This is a genomic window from Nonomuraea sp. NPDC049637, assembly GCF_040675235.1.
Lineage (GTDB): Bacteria > Actinomycetota > Actinomycetes > Streptosporangiales > Streptosporangiaceae > Nonomuraea.
Window position 1 is genome coordinate 55,298 of the sequence record NZ_JBFAOM010000004.1, and the last position, 16,567, is coordinate 71,864.

Consider the following 16,567-nt stretch of genomic DNA (forward strand, 5'->3'; position numbering starts at 1 on the left):
TAAAGAGGGCTAGAAACATTCATAGAGTAGTTGATCCACTGCAATGGGTAATGATCGCTGCGGATGATCACGTAACGTCGCAGGGAGACACCCATGTGCAAGAGAACGATCGCCGTCCTCGGCCTGGCCGCGACGGGCCTGCTGACGGCGGCGGGCCCGGCGGCGGCCGAGGACGGCAGCAGAGCCGCCGCTCCGTGCGTCGCCGCCCGGCTCGAGATCACCGGCGGGCCCTCGGTCAGGGCGAGCACGCTGCTCGACACCTCGGCCGTGCGGACGTTCCTGCAGGGTCTCGTCCGCCCAGCAGACCGCCCAGCAGACCGGTCGGCGGACCGGCCGGGGGCGCTCCCGCGTACGGCGGACGCGTCGTTCGCCGAGGCCGCCGAGTTCCCCGGCGTGCTCGACGCCTTCCTGCTCGACGTCGAGCAGGAGATCGGGGTGAGCAGGCCGAACAGCGGCACGGAGGAGGCCCGGCCGACCGCGGCGGACGGCGACACCCTGGCCCGGCGGATCCTGGAGCCGCTCGTCGCCGCCGCCCTGGACTGCGCCCCGGCCCCCGGCACGTCGGACGTCGGCACGTCGGCCCCCGGCACATCGGCCCCCGGTACGTCGGACGTCGGCTCGTCGGACAGCGGCGCGGCCGAGACCGGCTGGTGGGAGACCGGGCGGCCGGAGGCCGGCTCGTCGGCCGCGGCGGAGCCGTCGTCCCTGCTGGACGCCGCGGGAGCCACGGCGGTGCTCGAAGCGCTGGTCAACCGGCCCGAGACGTGCCTCACCGACGGCACCTCGACCATCCGCACCGGCGACGACGGCATGTCGGTCACGACCGCGTCGTCCCGGATGTCGCTGCTCGACGCGCTCGGCGTCAGAAGGACGCTGGACTTCCTGACCGGCCGGCCGTCGGCGGCCTGCCCCGCTGCCGACGTGCCCCTGTCGGCGGCGGCCACCGAGCGGGACCGGCCGACGTCGCTCCTGGACGGTCTCGGTCTGGGAGCCCTGTTCTCCAGGCTCCTGGGCTGACGCACCCCGGAGGCGGCCCCGCGCCGGGGTTCGCGCGCGGGACCGGCTGAGGTTCGCGCGCGGGAAGGGGCGGGGGGCGCGTGGTAGGTTGCGGGCGAGCCTTGATCCTTTGGGAGAAGGGGGCGTGCGGCCGTGACAGGAACCGGCGACGAGACCGTCCACCCGACGGCGTGGCAGGCGGCGTGGGAGGTGCTGGCCCCCGTCACGGACATGGTCACCCCGATGGCCGTACGCGTCGCGGCCACCCTGCGCCTGACCGATCTGATGGGCGGCGCCGAGCTGTCCGTCGAGGAGCTGGCCCGCAGGACGGGCGCCGACGCCGACGCCTTGGGCCGGCTGCTGCGCCACCTCGCCTGCCACGGCGTCTACGCCGAACGGGAGCCCGGCGTGTTCGCGGTCAACGAGCCCGCCGCGCTGCTGGCCTCCGGCCACCCCTCCATGATGCGCGACCGGCTCGACCTCGACGGCTTCGGCGGGCAGATGGACGTCGCGCTCACCGGCCTGCTGCACACCGTCCGCACCGGGCGGCCCGCGTGGGAGAGCGTCCACGGCGCCCCGATCTGGCACCATCTCGCCGCTCACCGGCAGGTCGGCGAGTCGTTCGACGCCCTGATGGCCGCGGGCGCCGACGACCTCACCGACGCGGCCGAGGGGTACGACTGGTCCGGCGTACGGCACGTGGTCGACGTCGGCGGCGGCACCGGCGCGCTGATCGCCGAGATGCTGAGGGCCCACCCGGAGCTGCGGGCCACACTCGTCGACCTGCCGGACACGCTGGAGCGGGGCCGGCGGTACCTGACCGGGCTCGGGCTGGACGGGCGGTGCACGTTCGCCGGCCAGAGCTTCTTCGAGCCGCTGCCCCCGGGCGGCGACGTCTACGTGCTCAGACGCGTGATCCACGACTGGGACGACGCCGACGCCGAGCGCGTCCTGCGGCGCTGCGCCGACGCGGCCGGGCCGCGCGGACGGGTCGTGGTGATCGAGTCCCGGGGCGGCGCCGGCGACGACCCGGCCATGTTCGCCGAGATGGACCTGCGCATGCTCGTGATCAGCGGCGGCCGGGAGCGCACCGTCGCCGACCACACCGCGCTCGCCGACGCGGCCGGGCTCGACGTGGCCGGGGTGCGGCACACCCCGCTGGGCAACGTCGTCCTCGACTGCGTCCCCCGAAGCGGCTGAGCGGGCTCTCCTCCGGCGGGGTCGCGCGTGGTGACATACTTGATCATCCGCACGCGAGGGAGACCATGGTGACCATCGAATGGGCCGCGCTGTCCGCCACGGACCTGCCGGCGATCGCCGGGCTGGCCGGCAGGTGCGCGGCGCGCGACGGCGGGCTCCCGGCCACCGCGTCGCCCTCCTTCCTGGAACGCCGGTACGTCACGGACGCCGCGGTGGGCGCGTTCACGCAGGGGCTGCTGGTGGCCTGCGGCGCCGTGCGGCCGGTGGGCGAGACGTCGGCGGCGACCGGCCTGGTCGACCCCGACCACCGCGGACGGGGCCTGGGGTCGGGCCTGCTCGACCGGCTGGCCGCCGAGCCCGGCAAGGTGCGGCTGGAGACCGAGTCGCTGACCCCGCAGGCGCACGAGCTGTTCCTCGCGCGCGGCTTCCGCCAGACGTTCGCCGAGGACGTCTTCCGGCGCGACCTGACCCGGCCGCTGCCGGACGTCCCGATGCCGGCGCAGGTGACGGTCGAGGAGTGGTCCCCGCTCACCGAAGGGGCGTTCCACCAGGCGTACTCCGCGTCCTTCGCGGACCGTCCCGGCTTTCCCGGGTGGACGCGGGAGCAGTGGGTGGACTGGCTGGTCGACGACGAGTTCCTGCCGGGGTGCTCGCTGGTGGCGTTCGAAGGGGACGTCGCCGTCGGCTTCGTGACGTGCGCGGAGGAGTTCCTGGTCCAGGTCGGGGCCGTGCCCGGGTGGCGGCGGCGCGGGCTGGCGCGGGCGCTCGCCGTCGCGGCGCTCGGCCGGATGCGCGAGGGCGGCGCCGGCCAGGTGTTCCTGGACGTCAACGTCAACAACCCGGCCTCGGCCGCGCTCTTCGGCGGTCTCAGGTTCGAGAAGATCGCCCGTCGTGCCCGTTACGAGTAGGTCCGTCAGGGGGTGCGGGGGCCGTTCGGCGTCTTAACCGGACGTTAGGGTTCCCGCAGTTCGTCGCTATCGTCCCGGCGGCCACTCTGGGAGGCGTCAGGAAGACGACCGAACCTACGGAGTGATTCCGCATGCGTAAGCCCATGATCATCGCTGGACTGGCCACGGCCGGTGTGCTCGCCGCCGGCGTCGGCACCGCCTTCGCCACCACCTCCACCCCCACGTCCGCCCCCACGTCCGCGCCGGCCCCGGCGGTCTCGCAGGAGCAGGCCGAGAAGACGGCGCTGGGGAAGGTGCCGGGCGGCAAGGTCACCTCGGCCGAGCTGGAGAACGAGGACGCCGGCCAGGTCTGGGAGATCGACATCGACGCCGCCGACGGCACCGAGCGCGAGATCACCGTGGACGCCGCCAAGGGCACCGTCCTCGCCGAGGAGACCGACGACGAGTCCGACGACCACGGTGACGACCAGGCCGACGACCGCTCGGGCGACCGCACGGACGCCCAGAAGACCGACCAGAACAACGACCAGACCGCCAAGAGCGACGACGACGCCGACGACGACGACCACGGCAAGACCGGCAGCGACGACGCCGACGACGACTGACCGACGCCGATCGACCGACCCGACCGGACGCTGATCCAGGCGCGCGCTGAACGGCCGCGACCCGGCACAGGATGCCAGCACCGGCGAGCCGTGGGCGCCGGGGCCGGGTGCCGGTGGACCGTGGGCGGCGGAGGCCGTGTGCCGATGCCGGTGGGTCGTGGGCGGTGGGGCTGGGTGCTAGTGCAGGTGGGCCAGCCAGCGGCCGTGGGCCGGGCGGCAGTGGGCGGCCGTGAATCCCGCGTTCGCGGCCAGGCGGGCGATGTCGGCCGCCGAGACGGTCGCCCAGCCGAACCATTCCCCCGCACGCGCTCCCCGGCGCAGCCGTACCCGGTCGACCCGGCTGCGCGTCCAGGGCGGCGCGAGCTCGGCCAGGACGGTGCCGCCCGGCCGTACGAGCTGCCGGACCCGGCGTAGCAGGGCGGCCGGGTCGCCGCCGATGCCGATGTTGCCGTCGGCGAGCAACGCCGTCGCCCACTGGCCGGTGCCGGGGACGTCGTCGAAGACGTCCCGCAGGAGGGCGAACCCGCCCGCCCGGCGGGTCAGGGCGACGGCGTGCGGCGTGACGTCGATGCCGAGCGAGGCCACGCCGCGCCGGGTCAGCGCCGCCGTGAGGCGGCCGGGCCCGGAGCCGATGTCCAGTGTGGGGCTGCGGCAGTGGCTCAGGATCTCCTCGTCGCCGTCGATGGGCGCCGACCAGCGCGCGGCCGCCAGCTCGGCGCGGGTGCCGTCCAGGTACTCGATCTCGGCGCGCTCACCCGCGAGCGCGGCCGCATAGATCTCCCCGATCACCGTCCCGGCCTCCCGGCGGCGCGGTCGTGCCCGATCACCCGGGTCGGCTCGCCGGTGGCGCGGTCGTGCTCGGTCACCGGCATGGCTCTCCCCGGTCCGGTCGTCGGCGCAGTGTTCGGAGGGTGGTGGCGAAGCAGGAGGCGGGAGCCTGGCGGGCCACCTCGGTCGCGGCTGTGGCGGTGTCCACGTCGACCAGCTCGGGCAGGTGGTGGACGGCCAGCCCGGCGCGGACGAGCCGGTCGAGCTGCACCTTGCCGGTCTCCGGGTGCGACATGGGCACCCCGAGCAGCAGCGCCGGGTCCGGCCGCCGGAGCCCCAGCAGCCAGAAACCGCCGTCGGCCGCCGGGCCGTACACCGCGTCGTGGTCCGCCAGCGCCGCCCCGGCCTCGCCCAGCAGCTCGGGCGTGACCTGCGGGGTGTCCATGCCGATGAGCACGACGGGCCCAGGCCGCAGCCGGTGGGCGTCAGCGAAGGCCGCCGCGAGGCGTTCGTCCAGCCCGGCGCCGCGTTGCGGGATCACCACGAAACCGGGGGGCAGCCAGCGGCCCGGCAGGCCGTCCAGAGCGAGGATCCGCTGGGCGGCGGGGGTCGCGGCGACGGCGCGCAGGCTGTCGCGGAGCGCGGCCTCGGCCAGCGCGGCGGCCTCGGCCGGGCTGTACGGGGGCGTCAGCCGGGTCTTGACCCGGCCGGCCACGGGTTCCTTGGCGATGAGCACGATCTGCGGCGGGTGCTCGAACGTGGGACGACTCAGCTTCCTCAGTCCTTCCGTGCCGACGACAGCAGGTGATCGCCGCGGGACCGCCGTACGGCCCAGCCGGCCAGCACGGCCAGGGCGGCCACGGCGTACGCGGGGGTGCCGGGGGTGCCCGGGGCCGCCGGGCCGGCGGTGTAGGCGACCGCGCCGGCCAGGGCGACGCCCAGCCACTCCCACCGGCCGTCCAGCGCGGCCAGGGCGACGACGAGCAGCGCGTACCAGGAGTAGCCGGGGGTGAACAGCAGCAGGAGGGAGCCGCTGACCAGCAGCGCGCCGCGCCAGGGCCGTCCTGCGTCGCCGTGGCGCAGGACGGCCAGGACGACCAGGCCGAGCAGCGCGACCGCGGCCCAGGGCGCCCACCCGTCCGGCACGAGCAGCCGCAGGACGGCATAACGGTTCCCGCCGCCGGGCCCGTCGTAGCGCTCCTCCTTGAGATAACCCGGCAGGTAGCCCGCCACCGAGGCGCCCGAGACCAGCACGTACGGCAGGTAGGACAGCGCGATCACGAGCCCGGCGGGCACGACGACGCCGAGCACCCGCCGCCAGGGGACACTTCCGCCCAGGCCCCCGGACAACACGCCGGACAACACCCCGGACAGCGCGCCGGGCAGCGCGGTCACGGGCAGCAGCTTGGCCGCCACGGCCGCGCCGAGCAGCGCGCCGCGCCCCCGCACGGCGGTGAAGGCCAGCACCACCAGCAGCACGCCCAGCATGTCGACGTGCGCGTTGTTCACCGCCTCCACCGGCACGGCCGGGCACCACGCCCAGTACGCCGCCCGCCGGGCCCCCGCCGCCCGGCACAGGATCGCCAGCACGGCCACGGCCGCCGCGAAGCCGCCGAGCTGGAGCGCCTTGTGCCGCACCCCGTCCGGCGACAACCAGTGGACCAGCAGGAAGTAGCCCTGCGCGACCGGCGGGTAGATCGTCGGCTCGGTGGGGCGGTTGATCCGGGTGCAGCCGCTGCCGGGCAGGGGCCACAGGGCGGGGGCGTGGCAGGCGGCCGGGAAGAGCCAGTCGTCGCGCAGCCCGGCGAGCGCCGGGTCGGCCGGCGGGTGGTCGTAGGGCGAGATGCCGGCGGCCTGCACGCGGCCGTCCCAGGCGTACCGGAAGGAGTCGGTGCTGCTGCTCGGCGGGGCCGCCAGGCCGGTCGCGGCGAGCGTGATCCCGCCGGCCAGGACCAGGACGGCCGTCCGCCGCTCCGGCAGCCGGGCGGCCTGCCACAGCGCGGCCGCGAACAGCGCCCAGGCCGCCAGGTACCAGCCCAGATGGGGCGGCCCCGTCGCCAGCCGCAGCACCACGGCCGCCAGGGCGGCGAGCGTCCCGGCGGCCGCCGTCGTGTTCCGGTTCACGGCGGCAGCCTCGCATCCGGAGGCCGGTCCGGGGCCGCCGCGGCGGTTCACGTTCGTTGTTCGTAAGAACCCTTACGAACCGCGAACGCGGCTTCGGCCCGCCTGTCCCGGCCGCTACCGTCGGCGGCGTGAGAGTGATGGTCACCGGCTCGGCCGGCTTCATCGGCGGTCACGTCGCCGAGGCCCTGGAGGCGGCGGGTCACGACGTCGTCGGCCTCGACACGCGGACCGGCGCGGACGTGCGCGACGCCACGGCCCTGGACACGCTGCTGCCCGGCGTCGAGGCGGTCGTGCACCAGGCGGCCAAGGTGGGCCTGGGCGTGGACGTCTCCGACCTGCCCGCCTACGCCTGCGTCAACGTCTTCGGCACCGCCGTGCTGCTGGCCGCCATGGCCAGGCACGGGATCACCCGGCTGGTGCTGGCCTCCTCGATGGTCGTCTACGGCGAGGGACGTTACGCCTGCGCCGCGCACGGCGACGTCCGGCCCGGCCCGCGGACCGCGGACGACCTGGACGGCGGCCGGTTCGAGCCGCCCTGCCCGCGCTGCGGCGAGCCCCTGCGCTGGGCTCCGATCGAGGAGGACGCCCCGCCCGATCCGCGCAACGCCTACGCCACCAGCAAACTCGCCCAGGAACACCTGGCCGCCAACTGGGCGAGGGAGACCGGCGGGACCGTCGCGGCCCTGCGGTACCACAACGTCTACGGGCCCCGCATGCCGCGCGACACCCCGTACGCCGGGGTCGCCGCGATCTTCCGCTCGGCGCTGCGGGCCGGCCGGGCGCCGCTGGTGTTCGAGGACGGCCGCCAGCTGCGCGACTTCGTCCACGTGCGCGACGTGGCTCGGGCGAACCTCGCGGCCCTGACCGTGCCCTTGCCGCCCGGCGGGCTGCGGGCCTGGAACATCGCCTCCGGCACGCCGCGCACCGTGGGGGAGATGGCCCGCGTGCTCGCCGCCGGGTGCGGCGGCCCGGTCCCGCGGGTCACCGGCGGCTACCGGCTGGGCGACGTCCGGCACGTCGTCGCCTCGCCCCGGCGGGCGGAGGCCGAGCTCGGCTTCCGCGCCGCGATCGGGTTCGAGTCCGGGATGGCGGAGTTCGCCCGGTCATGACGATCGACGTGATCCTGCCCTGCCTCGACGAGGAGGCCGCGCTCGCCTGGGTGCTCGGGCGCATGCCCGCCGGCTACCGCCCGATCGTCGTCGACAACGGCTCCACCGACGGCTCGGCGCGGGTCGCCCGCGAGCTCGGGGCGCGGGTGGTCGCCGAGCCCGTGCGCGGGTTCGGGGCCGCCTGCCACGCCGGGCTGCTGGCCGCTTCCGCCGACCTGGTCTGCTTCATGGACGCCGACGCCTCGCTCGATCCGGCCCAGCTTCCCCGGGTGGCCGGGCCCGTCCTCGACGGGGAGCTCGACCTGGTGCTCGGGCGCCGGCGGCCGCGCGGCGCCGGCGTCTGGCCCGGGCACGCCCGGCTGGGCAACGCCGTCCTGGCCCGGGGCCTGCGCCGGCGCACCGGCGTGGCGCTGCGCGACCTGGGGCCGATGCGGGCGGCCGCCCGCGTGCCGCTGCTGTCGCTCGGGACGGCCGACCGCCGCTTCGGCTACCCGCTGGAGACGGTGCTGCGCGCCGCGGCGGCCGGGTGGCGGATCGGCGAGACGGACGTGGACTACCTGCCCCGCGCGGGCCGCTCGAAGGTGACCGGCACCCTGCGCGGGACGCTGCGGGCCGTCGCCGACATGCGCCGCGTCATGGCGGACGAGCGCCCGGGGGACGGGGTCAGGCGCGCGGGGCGTACATGATGACCAGGACGCCGGCCAGGCAGATCAGGGCGCCGACGACGTCCCAGCGGTCGGGGCGGAAACCGTCGGCGACCATGCCCCACACCAGGGACCCGGCGACGAAGACGCCCCCGTAGGCGGCCAGGATGCGGCCGAAGTTGGCGTCCGGCTGGAGGGTGGCGACGAAGCCGTACAGGCCGAGGGCGACGACGCCGCCGCCGATCCACAGCAGGCCGCGCTGCTCGCGCACGCCCTGCCAGATCAGCCACGCGCCGCCGATCTCGGCGAGCGCGGCCAGGGCGAACAGCAGCAGTGAGCGGATCATCGTCATGACGGTCAGTACATCGCATCCGCCAGGGCGGCGGCGGGGAGGGGGCAGCCGGGGCCGGTGCAGCCGGTCAGGCTGTCGCAGCCGGCGGCGACCACCTGGCTCAGCGACTCCCGGACGGTGGCCAGGTCGGCGATCCTCGCGTCGATCTCGTCGATCTTGGCCCGGGCCTGGACGCGCAGGCCGGCCGTGGGGTGGCCGCGGCGGCCGGCGCCGATCAGCGCGGCGATCTCGTCCAGGGTGAAGCCGAGCCGCTGGGCCGCCTTGATCACGGTGAGCAGCGCGACGGTACCCGGCGGGTACGCGCGGTGCCCGCCGGGGCTGCGCCGCGGCTCGGCGATCAGGCCACGGCGCTCGTAATACCGCAGGGTCTGGAGGTTGACCCCGGCCCGCTCGGCCACCTGCCCGCTGCGCAGGCACGGCTCCTCGGGGCTCACGCGGGCCGTCCCCCGGCCCTGGCCTGGAGGGCGTCCAGGACGCCGGTGTGCCGCGGGGGCACGGTCGCCGCCAGCGTCAGGCCGCCGCTCCCGATGGTCAGGGTGAAGGTGAAGAAGGAGCAGCAGGCGTTCTCCCGGGCGGCCAGCCCGGCGGCGCGGGCGGCGACGCCGGGACCGCCGGAGCCGCCGGAGCCGTCGGGGCCGTCGGGGCCGTCGGGGTCGAGGTCGAGTTCCAGCCGGTCGGGCGCGGGGCGGCGCACCGAGCGCACCGAGCGCGCGAACAGCTCGTCGAACTCGGCCACCCGCAGCAGCCGTTCGGCGGTGGGCAGCGTGCAGGCGGACGGCGTCCAGCCGGGGGAGAGGGGCAGGTCTGCGGTCATGTCCCGACGGTAACCCCGTACCCGGGTACCGGATTCAAGGGGCGGCGGGCCCTTGTAGGGTAGGAGGGGGAGACGATCGGACAAAAGGGGGGCAAGGTGCGCGAATTCCGCTCCTGCCTTCACCTCGCGCGCGAGCGGCACGCCCGCCCGCTGCGCCCGCTGGAGTTCCGTCCGGTCGGCACGAACGGCTACGTCAGCACGTGGGGCGTGATCGCGGGCATCCGCCCGCCGCAGGGCCGCTGAGCGCCCGCACCCGGACGTGATCCGGGTGCGCGCGTCGCCATGAGGCCGGGGCCGCGCATCGGGCGGCCCGTTCGTTTCCGTACCGTCCTGGAGTTCTCCCCTCATGTCTGCCTCCTCGCGGATCATCACTGCCCTGCGCTCGGACGCGGTCGGCGGCGTCCTGCTCATCCTCGCCGCCCTGACCGCGCTGGCCTGGGCCAACTCCTCCCTCGCCGGCTCCTACGAGGCCCTGCGCACGTGGTCCTTCGGCCCGCAGGAGCTGGGCCTGCGCCTGAGCGCGCAGGCGTGGGCCGCTGACGGGCTGCTGGCGGTGTTCTTCTTCATCGTCGGCAACGAGCTGAAGCAGGAGCTCGTGCACGGCGAGCTGCGCGACCCGCGCCGCGCCGCGCTGCCCGTGGTGGCCGCGCTCGGCGGCGTGGTGGTCCCGGCGTTGCTGTTCCTGGCGGTGAACGCCGCCGCGCCGGGCCAGGCGGCCCGCGGCTGGGGCGTGCCGATGGCCACCGACATCGCCTTCGCGCTCGCCGTCCTGGCCGTCGTGGGCCGCGGCCTGCCGGCCCCGCTGCGCACGTTCCTGCTGACGCTGGCGACCGTGGACGACGTGTGCGCGGTCGTCGTGATCGTCGTCGGCTACACCTCGGGGCTGAACCTCGCCGCCCTGGCCGGGGCCGCCGCCGCGCTGGGCGTGTGGGCGTACCTGCAGCACGGGCGGGGCCGCGCGGTCACCGCCGTGCGCCGCGCGCTGCCCGCGTGGCTGCTGTACGGGCCGCTCGCCGTGCTGATCTGGGCGCTGGTGCACGCCTGCGGGGTGCACGCGACCATCGCCGGCGTCGCGATGGGCCTGCTCATGCGCACCCGGCCGCGGGCCGGCGAGCAGGTGCCGCCCTCGCAGCGCGCCGAGCACGCGCTGCGGCCGTTCTGCGCCGGGGTGGTGCTGCCGGTGTTCGCGCTGCTGTCGGCCGGGATCTCCCTGTCGGGGGCGGGCGGCTTCTGGACGGGGACCGTGACCTGGGGCGTGCTGGCCGGGCTGCTGATCGGAAAGCCGCTCGGCATCGTCGGCGCCGCCTGGCTCACCGCCCGCCTCAGCAGCGCCCACCTCAACCCGCGGCTGGGCTGGAGCGACATCGCCGGCGTGGGCGTGCTGGGCGGCATCGGCTTCACCGTCTCGCTGCTGATCGCCGAGCTCTCCTACCCCGGGCCGGCCTACCTGACGCAGGCCAAGGGCGCGATCCTGCTGGCCTCGGCGGCGGCGTCCGTGCTGGCCGCCCTGATCCTCGGCGCGCGCGTCCGCCGGCACCGCGCGGCCGGGCCGCCGGCGGCCTAGCCGGGCAGCGCGGCGGCCAGGCGGGCGGCCAGGCGCGCGACCGCCGCGCGCAGCTCGGGGCCGCCCTCGACGCGGAAGGCGAACGGCACGGCCGGCAGCCACTCCTGGGCGTACATGGCCGGGTTGCCCGTGCTGCCGACCAGCACGCAGCCCTCGCCGTGCGGTTCGAGCCGTCCCATGGGCGGGTGCACCCAGGGCGCCACCTCGGCCAGGGGCGCGTCGAAGACCACGCGGGCCGCGTACGCCCATCCGGTGCCCAGGTTCTCCTCCAGCGCCGCCACCGGGTCCAGCCCGTCGGGCGGCCGGAAGCCGTGGACGGTCTCGTGGACGGCCCGGACGCGGTCGACCCGGTAGGTGCGGATCGCGCCGGCGCGGTGGGAGTGGCACAGCAGGTACCAGCGCCCGTAGCGGACGACGACCGCCCAGGGGTCGACCTCGGCCTCCCACTCCGTGCCCGACCCGCTCCGGTAGGCGATGCGGACCCGCCGCCGGGCCGCGGACGCGGCGACCAGCGCGCTGGTCACGGCGACGCCGGGACGGGCCGCGTACCGGTCGGGCGCGGCGGAGGCGTGCTCGCGCAGCGCGGCGGCCTGGCGTCCGACGCCTTCCGGCAGGGCCCGGATGACCTTGGACAGGGCGGCGCCCACCAGGTCGTCGGGATCGGTGGCGGCCGGCTGGCCGTCGAACACCGCCATGACCAGGGCCAGCGCCTCGGGCTCGGTGAAGGCGACCGGCGGCAGCCTGGTGCCGCGGCCGAGCCGGTAGCCGCCGTAGGGGCCTCTGGCCGACTCGACGGGGATGCCCGCCTCGCGCAGGATCCCGACGTACCGGCGGGCGGCGCGCTCGGTCACGCCCAGGGCCGCGGCCAGCTCCCCGGCCGTCACGCCGGGACGCTGCCGGAGGACCTCCATGGCGCGCAGGGCCCGCGCGGTGGGGCTGAGTTCGGTGGGCACCCGAGCAGATTAGGGCCGTCACGGCGGGAACCGGAAGTAGAACGTCCGGAATACGCCCTACCGTGTGGCGTCATGACCGACTACCGGGAAGACCTCCAGGTCCAGGACGTGAGCGTGCGGCGGGGCACGTTCACCCGGGTACGCCTGTCCGACGTCCGCGTGCGCGCGGCCGACCTGTCCGGCGTGCGGCTGCGCGGCGCCGAGCTCGTCGACGTCGAGATCAGCGGCGAGCTGCGGAACGTCGTGGTGAACGGCGTGGACATCGCGCCCCTCGTCGAGGCCGAGCTGAACCGCCGCATGCCCGAACGCGCCCGGATGCGCCCCGGCGACCCCGAGGGGTTCGGCGAGGCGTGGGCGATCCTCGACCGCCTGTGGGCGGGCACCCTCGCCCGCGCCGCGACGTTCCCCGAGGCGGCGCTGCACCAGAACGTCGACGGCGAATGGTCCTTCGTCCAGACGCTGCGGCACCTCAACTTCGCCTCGGCCGCCTGGGTCGGCCGGATGATCCTGGGCGACCCCTCGCCATGGCACCCGCTCGACCTGCCGTGGGACGAGGCGCCCGGCTGGGACGGCATCCCGTGGGACCGCGCGGCCCGGCCGCCGCTGGCGGAGGTGCTCGCCGTCCGCCGCGACCGCCGGGCGATGGTCGGCCGGGTCGTCGCCTCGCTCACCCCCGAACTGCTCGCCTCACACGTCACCCGTGAGGAGCCCGGCTGGCCGCGGCTGGCCGGCTTCCCCCTCAAGGAGTGCCTGCACATCGTCCTGCACGAGGAATGGGAACACCGGCTCTACGCGGAACGCGACCTGAACGCACTGGAGAAAGAAGACTGACATGGACATCCTGCTCATCGGCGGCCTCTGGCTCGACCCGTCCGCCTGGGACGAGGTGACGCCCGCGATCGAGGCGCTCGGCCACCGTCCCGTGCCGGTCGCCCTGCCCGGCCAGGGGGACGGGAACACCGCCGCCACGCTCGCCGACCAGGTGGCGGCGGTGCTGGCCGCCGTGGACGCGGCCGACGGCAGGCCCCTGGTGGCCGGCCATTCCGCGGCCTGCACGCTGGCCTGGCTGGCCGCCGACGCGCGGCCGGACAAGGTGGCCAAGGTCGCCTTCATCGGCGGTTTCCCCGCCGCCGACGGCGCCCTCTACGCCGATTTCTTCGAGGCCGCGGACGGCGTCGTGCCGTTCCCGGGATGGGAGCCGTTCGAGGGGCCGGACTCGGCCGACCTCGACGAGGCGGCCAGGCGGAGGTTCGCCGCCGCCGCGGTCCCCGTCCCCGAGAGGGTGGCCAAGGGCGTGGTGCGGCTGACGGACGAGCGGCGGTTCGGGGTGCCGGCCGTCGTCGTGTGCCCCGAGTTCAGCCCCGCGCAGGCCCGGGAGTGGATCGACGGCGGCGACGTCGCGGAGCTGGCCCGGGTCAAGCACCTCGACCTCGTCGACCTCGACTCCGGGCACTGGCCCATGTTCACCGAGCCGGTCGAGCTGGCCCGCCTCCTGGCCGCCGCGGCCGACGGGACGCCGGACGGCTTGGCGACAAGGTAACCCTTCGTGTCCGAGAGCTTGACCCCGGGATGACGGGTCCGGACGCGTCCGGTTCGTAGCCTTGTGCAATGGCAAGGCTGACATGGACGGCCAAGTCGGTCCTGGTCACCGCGCTCGTTCTGGTCGCCGGGGCCGCCGCCGCGGCCGGGGCCGTGTTCCTGAGCATGAGCAGCGAGGACGGCGCCGCCCCCGAGCCGGTCGTCGCGTGGCTGCACGCCTCGGGCTCGACCGCGCAGAAGGGCGCCATGGACGCCTGGACCGGCGAGTTCGAGCGCGTCCACCCCGAACTGCGCGTCGTCTACGAGGCCAACGGCTCAGACCGCGGCATCGAGGACTTCATCGCCGGACGCAGCGCGTTCGCCGGCTCGGACGTGCCGATGACCCCCGAGGAGCAGACGCGGGCCGACCGGCGCTGCGGCGGCCGGGCCGAGCACCTGCCGATGGTCGTCTCCCCGGTCGCGGTGGCCTACAACCTGACCTCCGTGCCCGGCCTGCGGCTCTCCCCGGCGACCCTGACCGGCATCTTCACCGGGCGTCTCACCAGGTGGGACGCCCGCGAGATCGCCGCCGACAACCCCGGCCACCGCCTGCCGCCCACCCGCATCCACGTCTTCCACCGCTCCGGCCAGTCCGGCACCACCCAGAACCTCACCGAGTTCCTGCGGGCGACCGGCGGCTGGCCGCACCAGCCGTCCAGGACGTGGACCGGCGCCGGCCAGGGCGTCACCAGCTCCAGCGGCATGACCCAGGTCCTCCAGCACACCAGGGACTCCATCGGCTACGTCGAGTACGGCTTCGCCGGCAGCGCCCGCCTGAGCACCGCGGACGTGCGCAACCCCGCCGGGGAGTTCGTGGCGCTGTCGCCGGAGAGCGCCGGCAGGGCCCTGCAGGGCGCCACGGTCGAGAGCGGCGAGCGCGGGCTGGTGCTGACGTTCGACCACAGGCGGCCGGTCCCCGGCGCCTACCCGATCGTGCAGGTCACGTACGAGATCATCTGCGCGGGCCGGGCGGACCCGCTGGTGCGCGCCTTCCTCGGCTACGCCGCCGGCGACGCCGGCCAGTCCTACCTGGCCCTGTACGGCTACGCCCCCCTGCCGCACGACCTGCTCGCCCAGGTACGCGGCCGCCTGGGAGCCACGAGCTGAACGGCCCGCCGGATTTCCCGGAACAGCGGCCGCCGGCAGGATTAGCCGGCCGCATCCGGTGAAGAGAGGACGCCATGAACGCGAACATCCGGTCGCGGGCCGCATGACCGGTCCAGGCGACGAGCAGCCCGTGGTCCTCGCCCCCCTGGCGGCCGCGGAGCACAGCGAACTGCTCGACACCACTCCCGGGTTGTGGGTGGACGACGGCGACGACGACGATCCGGTGCTGATGCGCGCCGACGGCCGGCCGGTGGACACCTGGCGGCAGCACTACCCCTACGACGAGCGCCTGTCCAGGGAGATCTACGAGCGGGACAAGCGGCTGCTGCAGATCGAGCTGCTCAAGCTGCAGTACTGGATCAAGGCCACCGGCCGCCGGCTGGTGGTGTTGTTCGAGGGGCGCGACGCGGCGGGCAAGGGCGGCACGATCAAGCGCTTCATGGAGCACCTCAACCCGCGCGGGGCCACGGTGGTCGCGCTGGAGAAGCCGAGCGAGCGCGAGCGCGGCCAGTGGTACTTCCAGCGCTACATCGCCCACCTGCCGGCCAACGGGGAGATCGTGCTGTTCGACCGCTCCTGGTACAACCGGGCGGGGGTCGAGCGGGTCATGGGCTTCTGCGACGTGCACGAGTACCTGGAGTTCATGGAGCAGGTGCCGCGCCTGGAGGACCTGCTGGTGGACTCGGGGCTGCACCTGGTCAAGCTCTGGTTCTCGGTCTCGCGGGCCGAGCAGCGCACCCGGTTCATCATCCGCCAGGTGGACCCGGTGCGGCAGTGGAAGTTGTCGTCGATGGACCTGGCGTCCCTCCGCAAATGGGACGACTACACCCAGGCCAAGGAGGACATGTTCCTGCACACCGACACGGAGTCGGCGCCCTGGACCGTCATCAAGAGCAACGACAAGAAACGCGCCCGGCTGGAGGCCATGCGCCACGTGCTCAGCCTCTTCGACTACGACGACAAGGACGACGAGGTCGTCGGCGTGCCCGACCCGCGGATCGTGATCTCGGCGGGGGACATCTTCGACGAGGACCACGTCGCCTCCCAGGGCACCGACCCGTGACCGTCCGGCGCCGGCCGGCCGGTGGTGGTCGGGCGACCGGTGGTCAGGGAGCCGGTGGTCAGGGGGCCCTCGCCGCCCCCTGACCGGCCCGTCGTCAGGCGGGCAGGACGTTCTGGGGGTACTCGCCCTCGTAGTTGCCCGGATTCTCGAAGACGAACACGATGTAGGTCTCGAACCCGTCGGGGCCCTGGCCGGCGACGCGGGCCGCGCCGACCCTCCTGGTGTCCTTCCAGACGAGCTGGCTGAAGTGCCCGGTCCTGGCCGGGTCGCCCGGCGGGTTCGCCCAGTTGTAATCGGCGATCTCGTTGTACCAGGCGGTCACGGCGTCGCCGGCGGTCTTCGGCGTGGAGCCGGAGGAGATGCCCCAGAAGATGTTCTCGCCGGTGGTGTCGCGCAGGCCGTCGTGGCCGGCCGACAGCTTGGCGTACTCCGAGCGCGAGGACGCGCGCTCCTTGGCGTACTCGACGAGCTTGGCGTCCATCTCCATGGGGGGCGCGTGGTGCTTGGCGCGGTAGGCGTTGGCCTCGTTCAGTGCTTCGGCCAGGAAGCTGTCGCTGGTCGCGTCCGGAAGGGCGGGACGGGTTCCGGCCATCTCGATCACCTCGTCGTGAACGGGAGAAGTGGGGACCACCGAAGCCTGCGCCCGGGTGGGTCGCCGGTCAACGTCCGGATGCGGCCAGCGGGCGCCGGCGAAAGGGCCGGATGAATTCCTGCCGTTGATTCTGAAATCAATTCCGGCGTGCTAGATTCAGGAGGATTAAATGCTCGGGTAAGCATGAATT

At 74.9% G+C, this 16,567-nt stretch carries 20 protein-coding genes; 12 read left to right on the forward strand and 8 right to left on the reverse strand.

Going from position 1 to position 16,567, the window contains the following annotated elements; translation table 11 throughout:
• Positions 1–93: 93 nt before the first annotated feature.
• From AB0J71_RS07045 to AB0J71_RS07060, 4 genes are all read left to right on the forward strand, one after another.
• Positions 94–1,017 (forward strand): hypothetical protein, encoded by a 924-nt coding sequence (locus AB0J71_RS07045; protein WP_364413198.1) that lies wholly within the window; start codon positions 94–96, stop codon positions 1,015–1,017.
• A 132-nt stretch (positions 1,018–1,149) separates the two neighbouring features.
• Positions 1,150–2,196 carry a methyltransferase gene (locus AB0J71_RS07050; protein ID WP_352325954.1) on the forward strand — a complete coding sequence of 349 codons (1,047 nt, stop codon included), beginning with the start codon at positions 1,150–1,152 and terminating at the stop codon, positions 2,194–2,196.
• 65 nt (positions 2,197–2,261) lie between these two features.
• A complete protein-coding gene (locus AB0J71_RS07055) occupies positions 2,262–3,104 on the forward strand; it encodes a GNAT family N-acetyltransferase (RefSeq protein WP_364413200.1) in 843 nt (280 codons plus the stop codon).
• 131 nt (positions 3,105–3,235) lie between these two features.
• On the forward strand, positions 3,236–3,709 hold the full coding sequence (locus AB0J71_RS07060) for a PepSY domain-containing protein (RefSeq protein ID WP_364413202.1): 474 nt from the start codon (positions 3,236–3,238) through the stop codon (positions 3,707–3,709).
• A gap of 177 nt (positions 3,710–3,886) precedes the next feature.
• On the opposite strand, the gene AB0J71_RS07065 is transcribed toward AB0J71_RS07060, so the two are convergent.
• The 3 genes from AB0J71_RS07065 to AB0J71_RS07075 form a co-directional block, all read right to left on the reverse strand.
• Entirely contained in the window at positions 3,887–4,498 is a 612-nt protein-coding gene (locus AB0J71_RS07065; RefSeq protein WP_364413204.1) for a methyltransferase domain-containing protein, read from the reverse strand.
• A 73-nt stretch (positions 4,499–4,571) separates the two neighbouring features.
• Positions 4,572–5,213 (reverse strand): TIGR04282 family arsenosugar biosynthesis glycosyltransferase, encoded by a 642-nt coding sequence (locus AB0J71_RS07070; protein WP_364389621.1) that lies wholly within the window; start codon positions 5,211–5,213, stop codon positions 4,572–4,574.
• A 41-nt stretch (positions 5,214–5,254) separates the two neighbouring features.
• Positions 5,255–6,601, reverse strand: a complete 1,347-nt coding sequence (locus AB0J71_RS07075; protein WP_364413206.1) for a glycosyltransferase 87 family protein — start codon at positions 6,599–6,601, stop codon at positions 5,255–5,257.
• A 128-nt stretch (positions 6,602–6,729) separates the two neighbouring features.
• On the opposite strand from AB0J71_RS07075, the gene AB0J71_RS07080 reads away from it, so the two are divergent.
• Positions 6,730–7,710, forward strand: coding sequence for an NAD-dependent epimerase/dehydratase family protein (locus AB0J71_RS07080; protein ID WP_364413208.1), 981 nt, complete (start codon positions 6,730–6,732; stop codon positions 7,708–7,710).
• Positions 7,707–8,396 carry a glycosyltransferase family 2 protein gene (locus AB0J71_RS07085; protein ID WP_364413210.1) on the forward strand — a complete coding sequence of 230 codons (690 nt, stop codon included), beginning with the start codon at positions 7,707–7,709 and terminating at the stop codon, positions 8,394–8,396. Before AB0J71_RS07080 ends, AB0J71_RS07085 begins: the two co-directional genes overlap by 4 nt.
• On the opposite strand, the gene AB0J71_RS07090 is transcribed toward AB0J71_RS07085, so the two are convergent.
• The 3 genes from AB0J71_RS07090 to AB0J71_RS07100 are packed head-to-tail and all read right to left on the reverse strand — an operon-like array spanning position 8,374 to position 9,520.
• A complete protein-coding gene (locus AB0J71_RS07090) occupies positions 8,374–8,706 on the reverse strand; it encodes a YnfA family protein (protein ID WP_352325964.1) in 333 nt (110 codons plus the stop codon). The two genes, AB0J71_RS07085 and AB0J71_RS07090, sit on opposite strands and share 23 nt — an antisense overlap.
• 5 nt (positions 8,707–8,711) lie before the next feature.
• Complete coding sequence (locus AB0J71_RS07095) at positions 8,712–9,140, reverse strand: MerR family transcriptional regulator (RefSeq protein WP_364413212.1); 429 nt, start codon at positions 9,138–9,140, stop codon at positions 8,712–8,714.
• Entirely contained in the window at positions 9,137–9,520 is a 384-nt protein-coding gene (locus AB0J71_RS07100) for a hypothetical protein (protein WP_364413214.1), read from the reverse strand. Before AB0J71_RS07100 ends, AB0J71_RS07095 begins: the two co-directional genes overlap by 4 nt.
• A 96-nt stretch (positions 9,521–9,616) precedes the next feature.
• Here AB0J71_RS07100 and AB0J71_RS07105 point away from each other — a divergent pair, with 96 nt between their 5' ends.
• Complete coding sequence (locus AB0J71_RS07105; RefSeq protein WP_352325968.1) at positions 9,617–9,763, forward strand: hypothetical protein; 147 nt, start codon at positions 9,617–9,619, stop codon at positions 9,761–9,763.
• Positions 9,764–9,866: 103 nt separating this feature from the next.
• Positions 9,867–11,084 carry a Na+/H+ antiporter NhaA gene (gene nhaA, locus AB0J71_RS07110; RefSeq protein WP_364413216.1) on the forward strand — a complete coding sequence of 406 codons (1,218 nt, stop codon included), beginning with the start codon at positions 9,867–9,869 and terminating at the stop codon, positions 11,082–11,084.
• Here nhaA and AB0J71_RS07115 read toward each other — a convergent pair.
• Positions 11,081–12,037 (reverse strand): WYL domain-containing protein, encoded by a 957-nt coding sequence (locus AB0J71_RS07115; RefSeq protein WP_364413218.1) that lies wholly within the window; start codon positions 12,035–12,037, stop codon positions 11,081–11,083. The genes nhaA and AB0J71_RS07115 overlap by 4 nt on opposite strands.
• A gap of 72 nt (positions 12,038–12,109) precedes the next feature.
• On the opposite strand from AB0J71_RS07115, the gene AB0J71_RS07120 reads away from it, so the two are divergent.
• The 4 genes from AB0J71_RS07120 (at position 12,110) to ppk2 (ending at position 15,785) form a co-directional block, all read left to right on the forward strand.
• A complete protein-coding gene (locus AB0J71_RS07120) occupies positions 12,110–12,868 on the forward strand; it encodes a DinB family protein (protein ID WP_352325971.1) in 759 nt (252 codons plus the stop codon).
• A 1-nt stretch (position 12,869) separates the two neighbouring features.
• Positions 12,870–13,577: an alpha/beta hydrolase gene (locus AB0J71_RS07125; protein WP_364413220.1), complete on the forward strand. Its 708-nt coding sequence runs from the start codon at positions 12,870–12,872 to the stop codon at positions 13,575–13,577.
• A gap of 68 nt (positions 13,578–13,645) precedes the next feature.
• Positions 13,646–14,722 carry a phosphate ABC transporter substrate-binding protein PstS gene (pstS, locus tag AB0J71_RS07130; protein WP_364389626.1) on the forward strand — a complete coding sequence of 359 codons (1,077 nt, stop codon included), beginning with the start codon at positions 13,646–13,648 and terminating at the stop codon, positions 14,720–14,722.
• A 103-nt stretch (positions 14,723–14,825) separates the two neighbouring features.
• The gene (gene ppk2 / locus AB0J71_RS07135; protein WP_352331487.1) at positions 14,826–15,785 is read left to right on the forward strand and encodes a polyphosphate kinase 2; all 960 of its coding nucleotides are present in this window, start codon (positions 14,826–14,828) and stop codon (positions 15,783–15,785) included.
• A 94-nt stretch (positions 15,786–15,879) separates the two neighbouring features.
• On the opposite strand, the gene AB0J71_RS07140 is transcribed toward ppk2, so the two are convergent.
• On the reverse strand, positions 15,880–16,377 hold the full coding sequence (locus tag AB0J71_RS07140) for a CAP family protein (RefSeq protein ID WP_352330571.1): 498 nt from the start codon (positions 16,375–16,377) through the stop codon (positions 15,880–15,882).
• Positions 16,378–16,567: the final 190 nt, after the last annotated feature.

Bases quoted from the DNA above. Each gene is read 5' to 3' on its own strand.
- pstS (WP_364389626.1), top strand. From the start codon at position 13,646: ATGGCAAGGCTGACATGGACGGCCAAGTCGGTCCTGGTCACCGCGCTC.
- ppk2 (WP_352331487.1), top strand. From the start codon at position 14,826: ATGACCGGTCCAGGCGACGAGCAGCCCGTGGTCCTCGCCCCCCTGGCG.
- AB0J71_RS07085 (WP_364413210.1), top strand. From the start codon at position 7,707: ATGACGATCGACGTGATCCTGCCCTGCCTCGACGAGGAGGCCGCGCTC.
- AB0J71_RS07100 (WP_364413214.1), bottom strand. From the start codon at position 9,520: ATGACCGCAGACCTGCCCCTCTCCCCCGGCTGGACGCCGTCCGCCTGC.
- AB0J71_RS07045 (WP_364413198.1), top strand. From the start codon at position 94: ATGTGCAAGAGAACGATCGCCGTCCTCGGCCTGGCCGCGACGGGCCTG.
- AB0J71_RS07140 (WP_352330571.1), bottom strand. From the start codon at position 16,377: ATGGCCGGAACCCGTCCCGCCCTTCCGGACGCGACCAGCGACAGCTTC.
- AB0J71_RS07055 (WP_364413200.1), top strand. From the start codon at position 2,262: ATGGTGACCATCGAATGGGCCGCGCTGTCCGCCACGGACCTGCCGGCG.
- AB0J71_RS07090 (WP_352325964.1), bottom strand. From the start codon at position 8,706: ATGACGATGATCCGCTCACTGCTGCTGTTCGCCCTGGCCGCGCTCGCC.
- nhaA (WP_364413216.1), top strand. From the start codon at position 9,867: ATGTCTGCCTCCTCGCGGATCATCACTGCCCTGCGCTCGGACGCGGTC.
- AB0J71_RS07125 (WP_364413220.1), top strand. From the start codon at position 12,870: ATGGACATCCTGCTCATCGGCGGCCTCTGGCTCGACCCGTCCGCCTGG.
- AB0J71_RS07120 (WP_352325971.1), top strand. From the start codon at position 12,110: ATGACCGACTACCGGGAAGACCTCCAGGTCCAGGACGTGAGCGTGCGG.
- AB0J71_RS07060 (WP_364413202.1), top strand. From the start codon at position 3,236: ATGCGTAAGCCCATGATCATCGCTGGACTGGCCACGGCCGGTGTGCTC.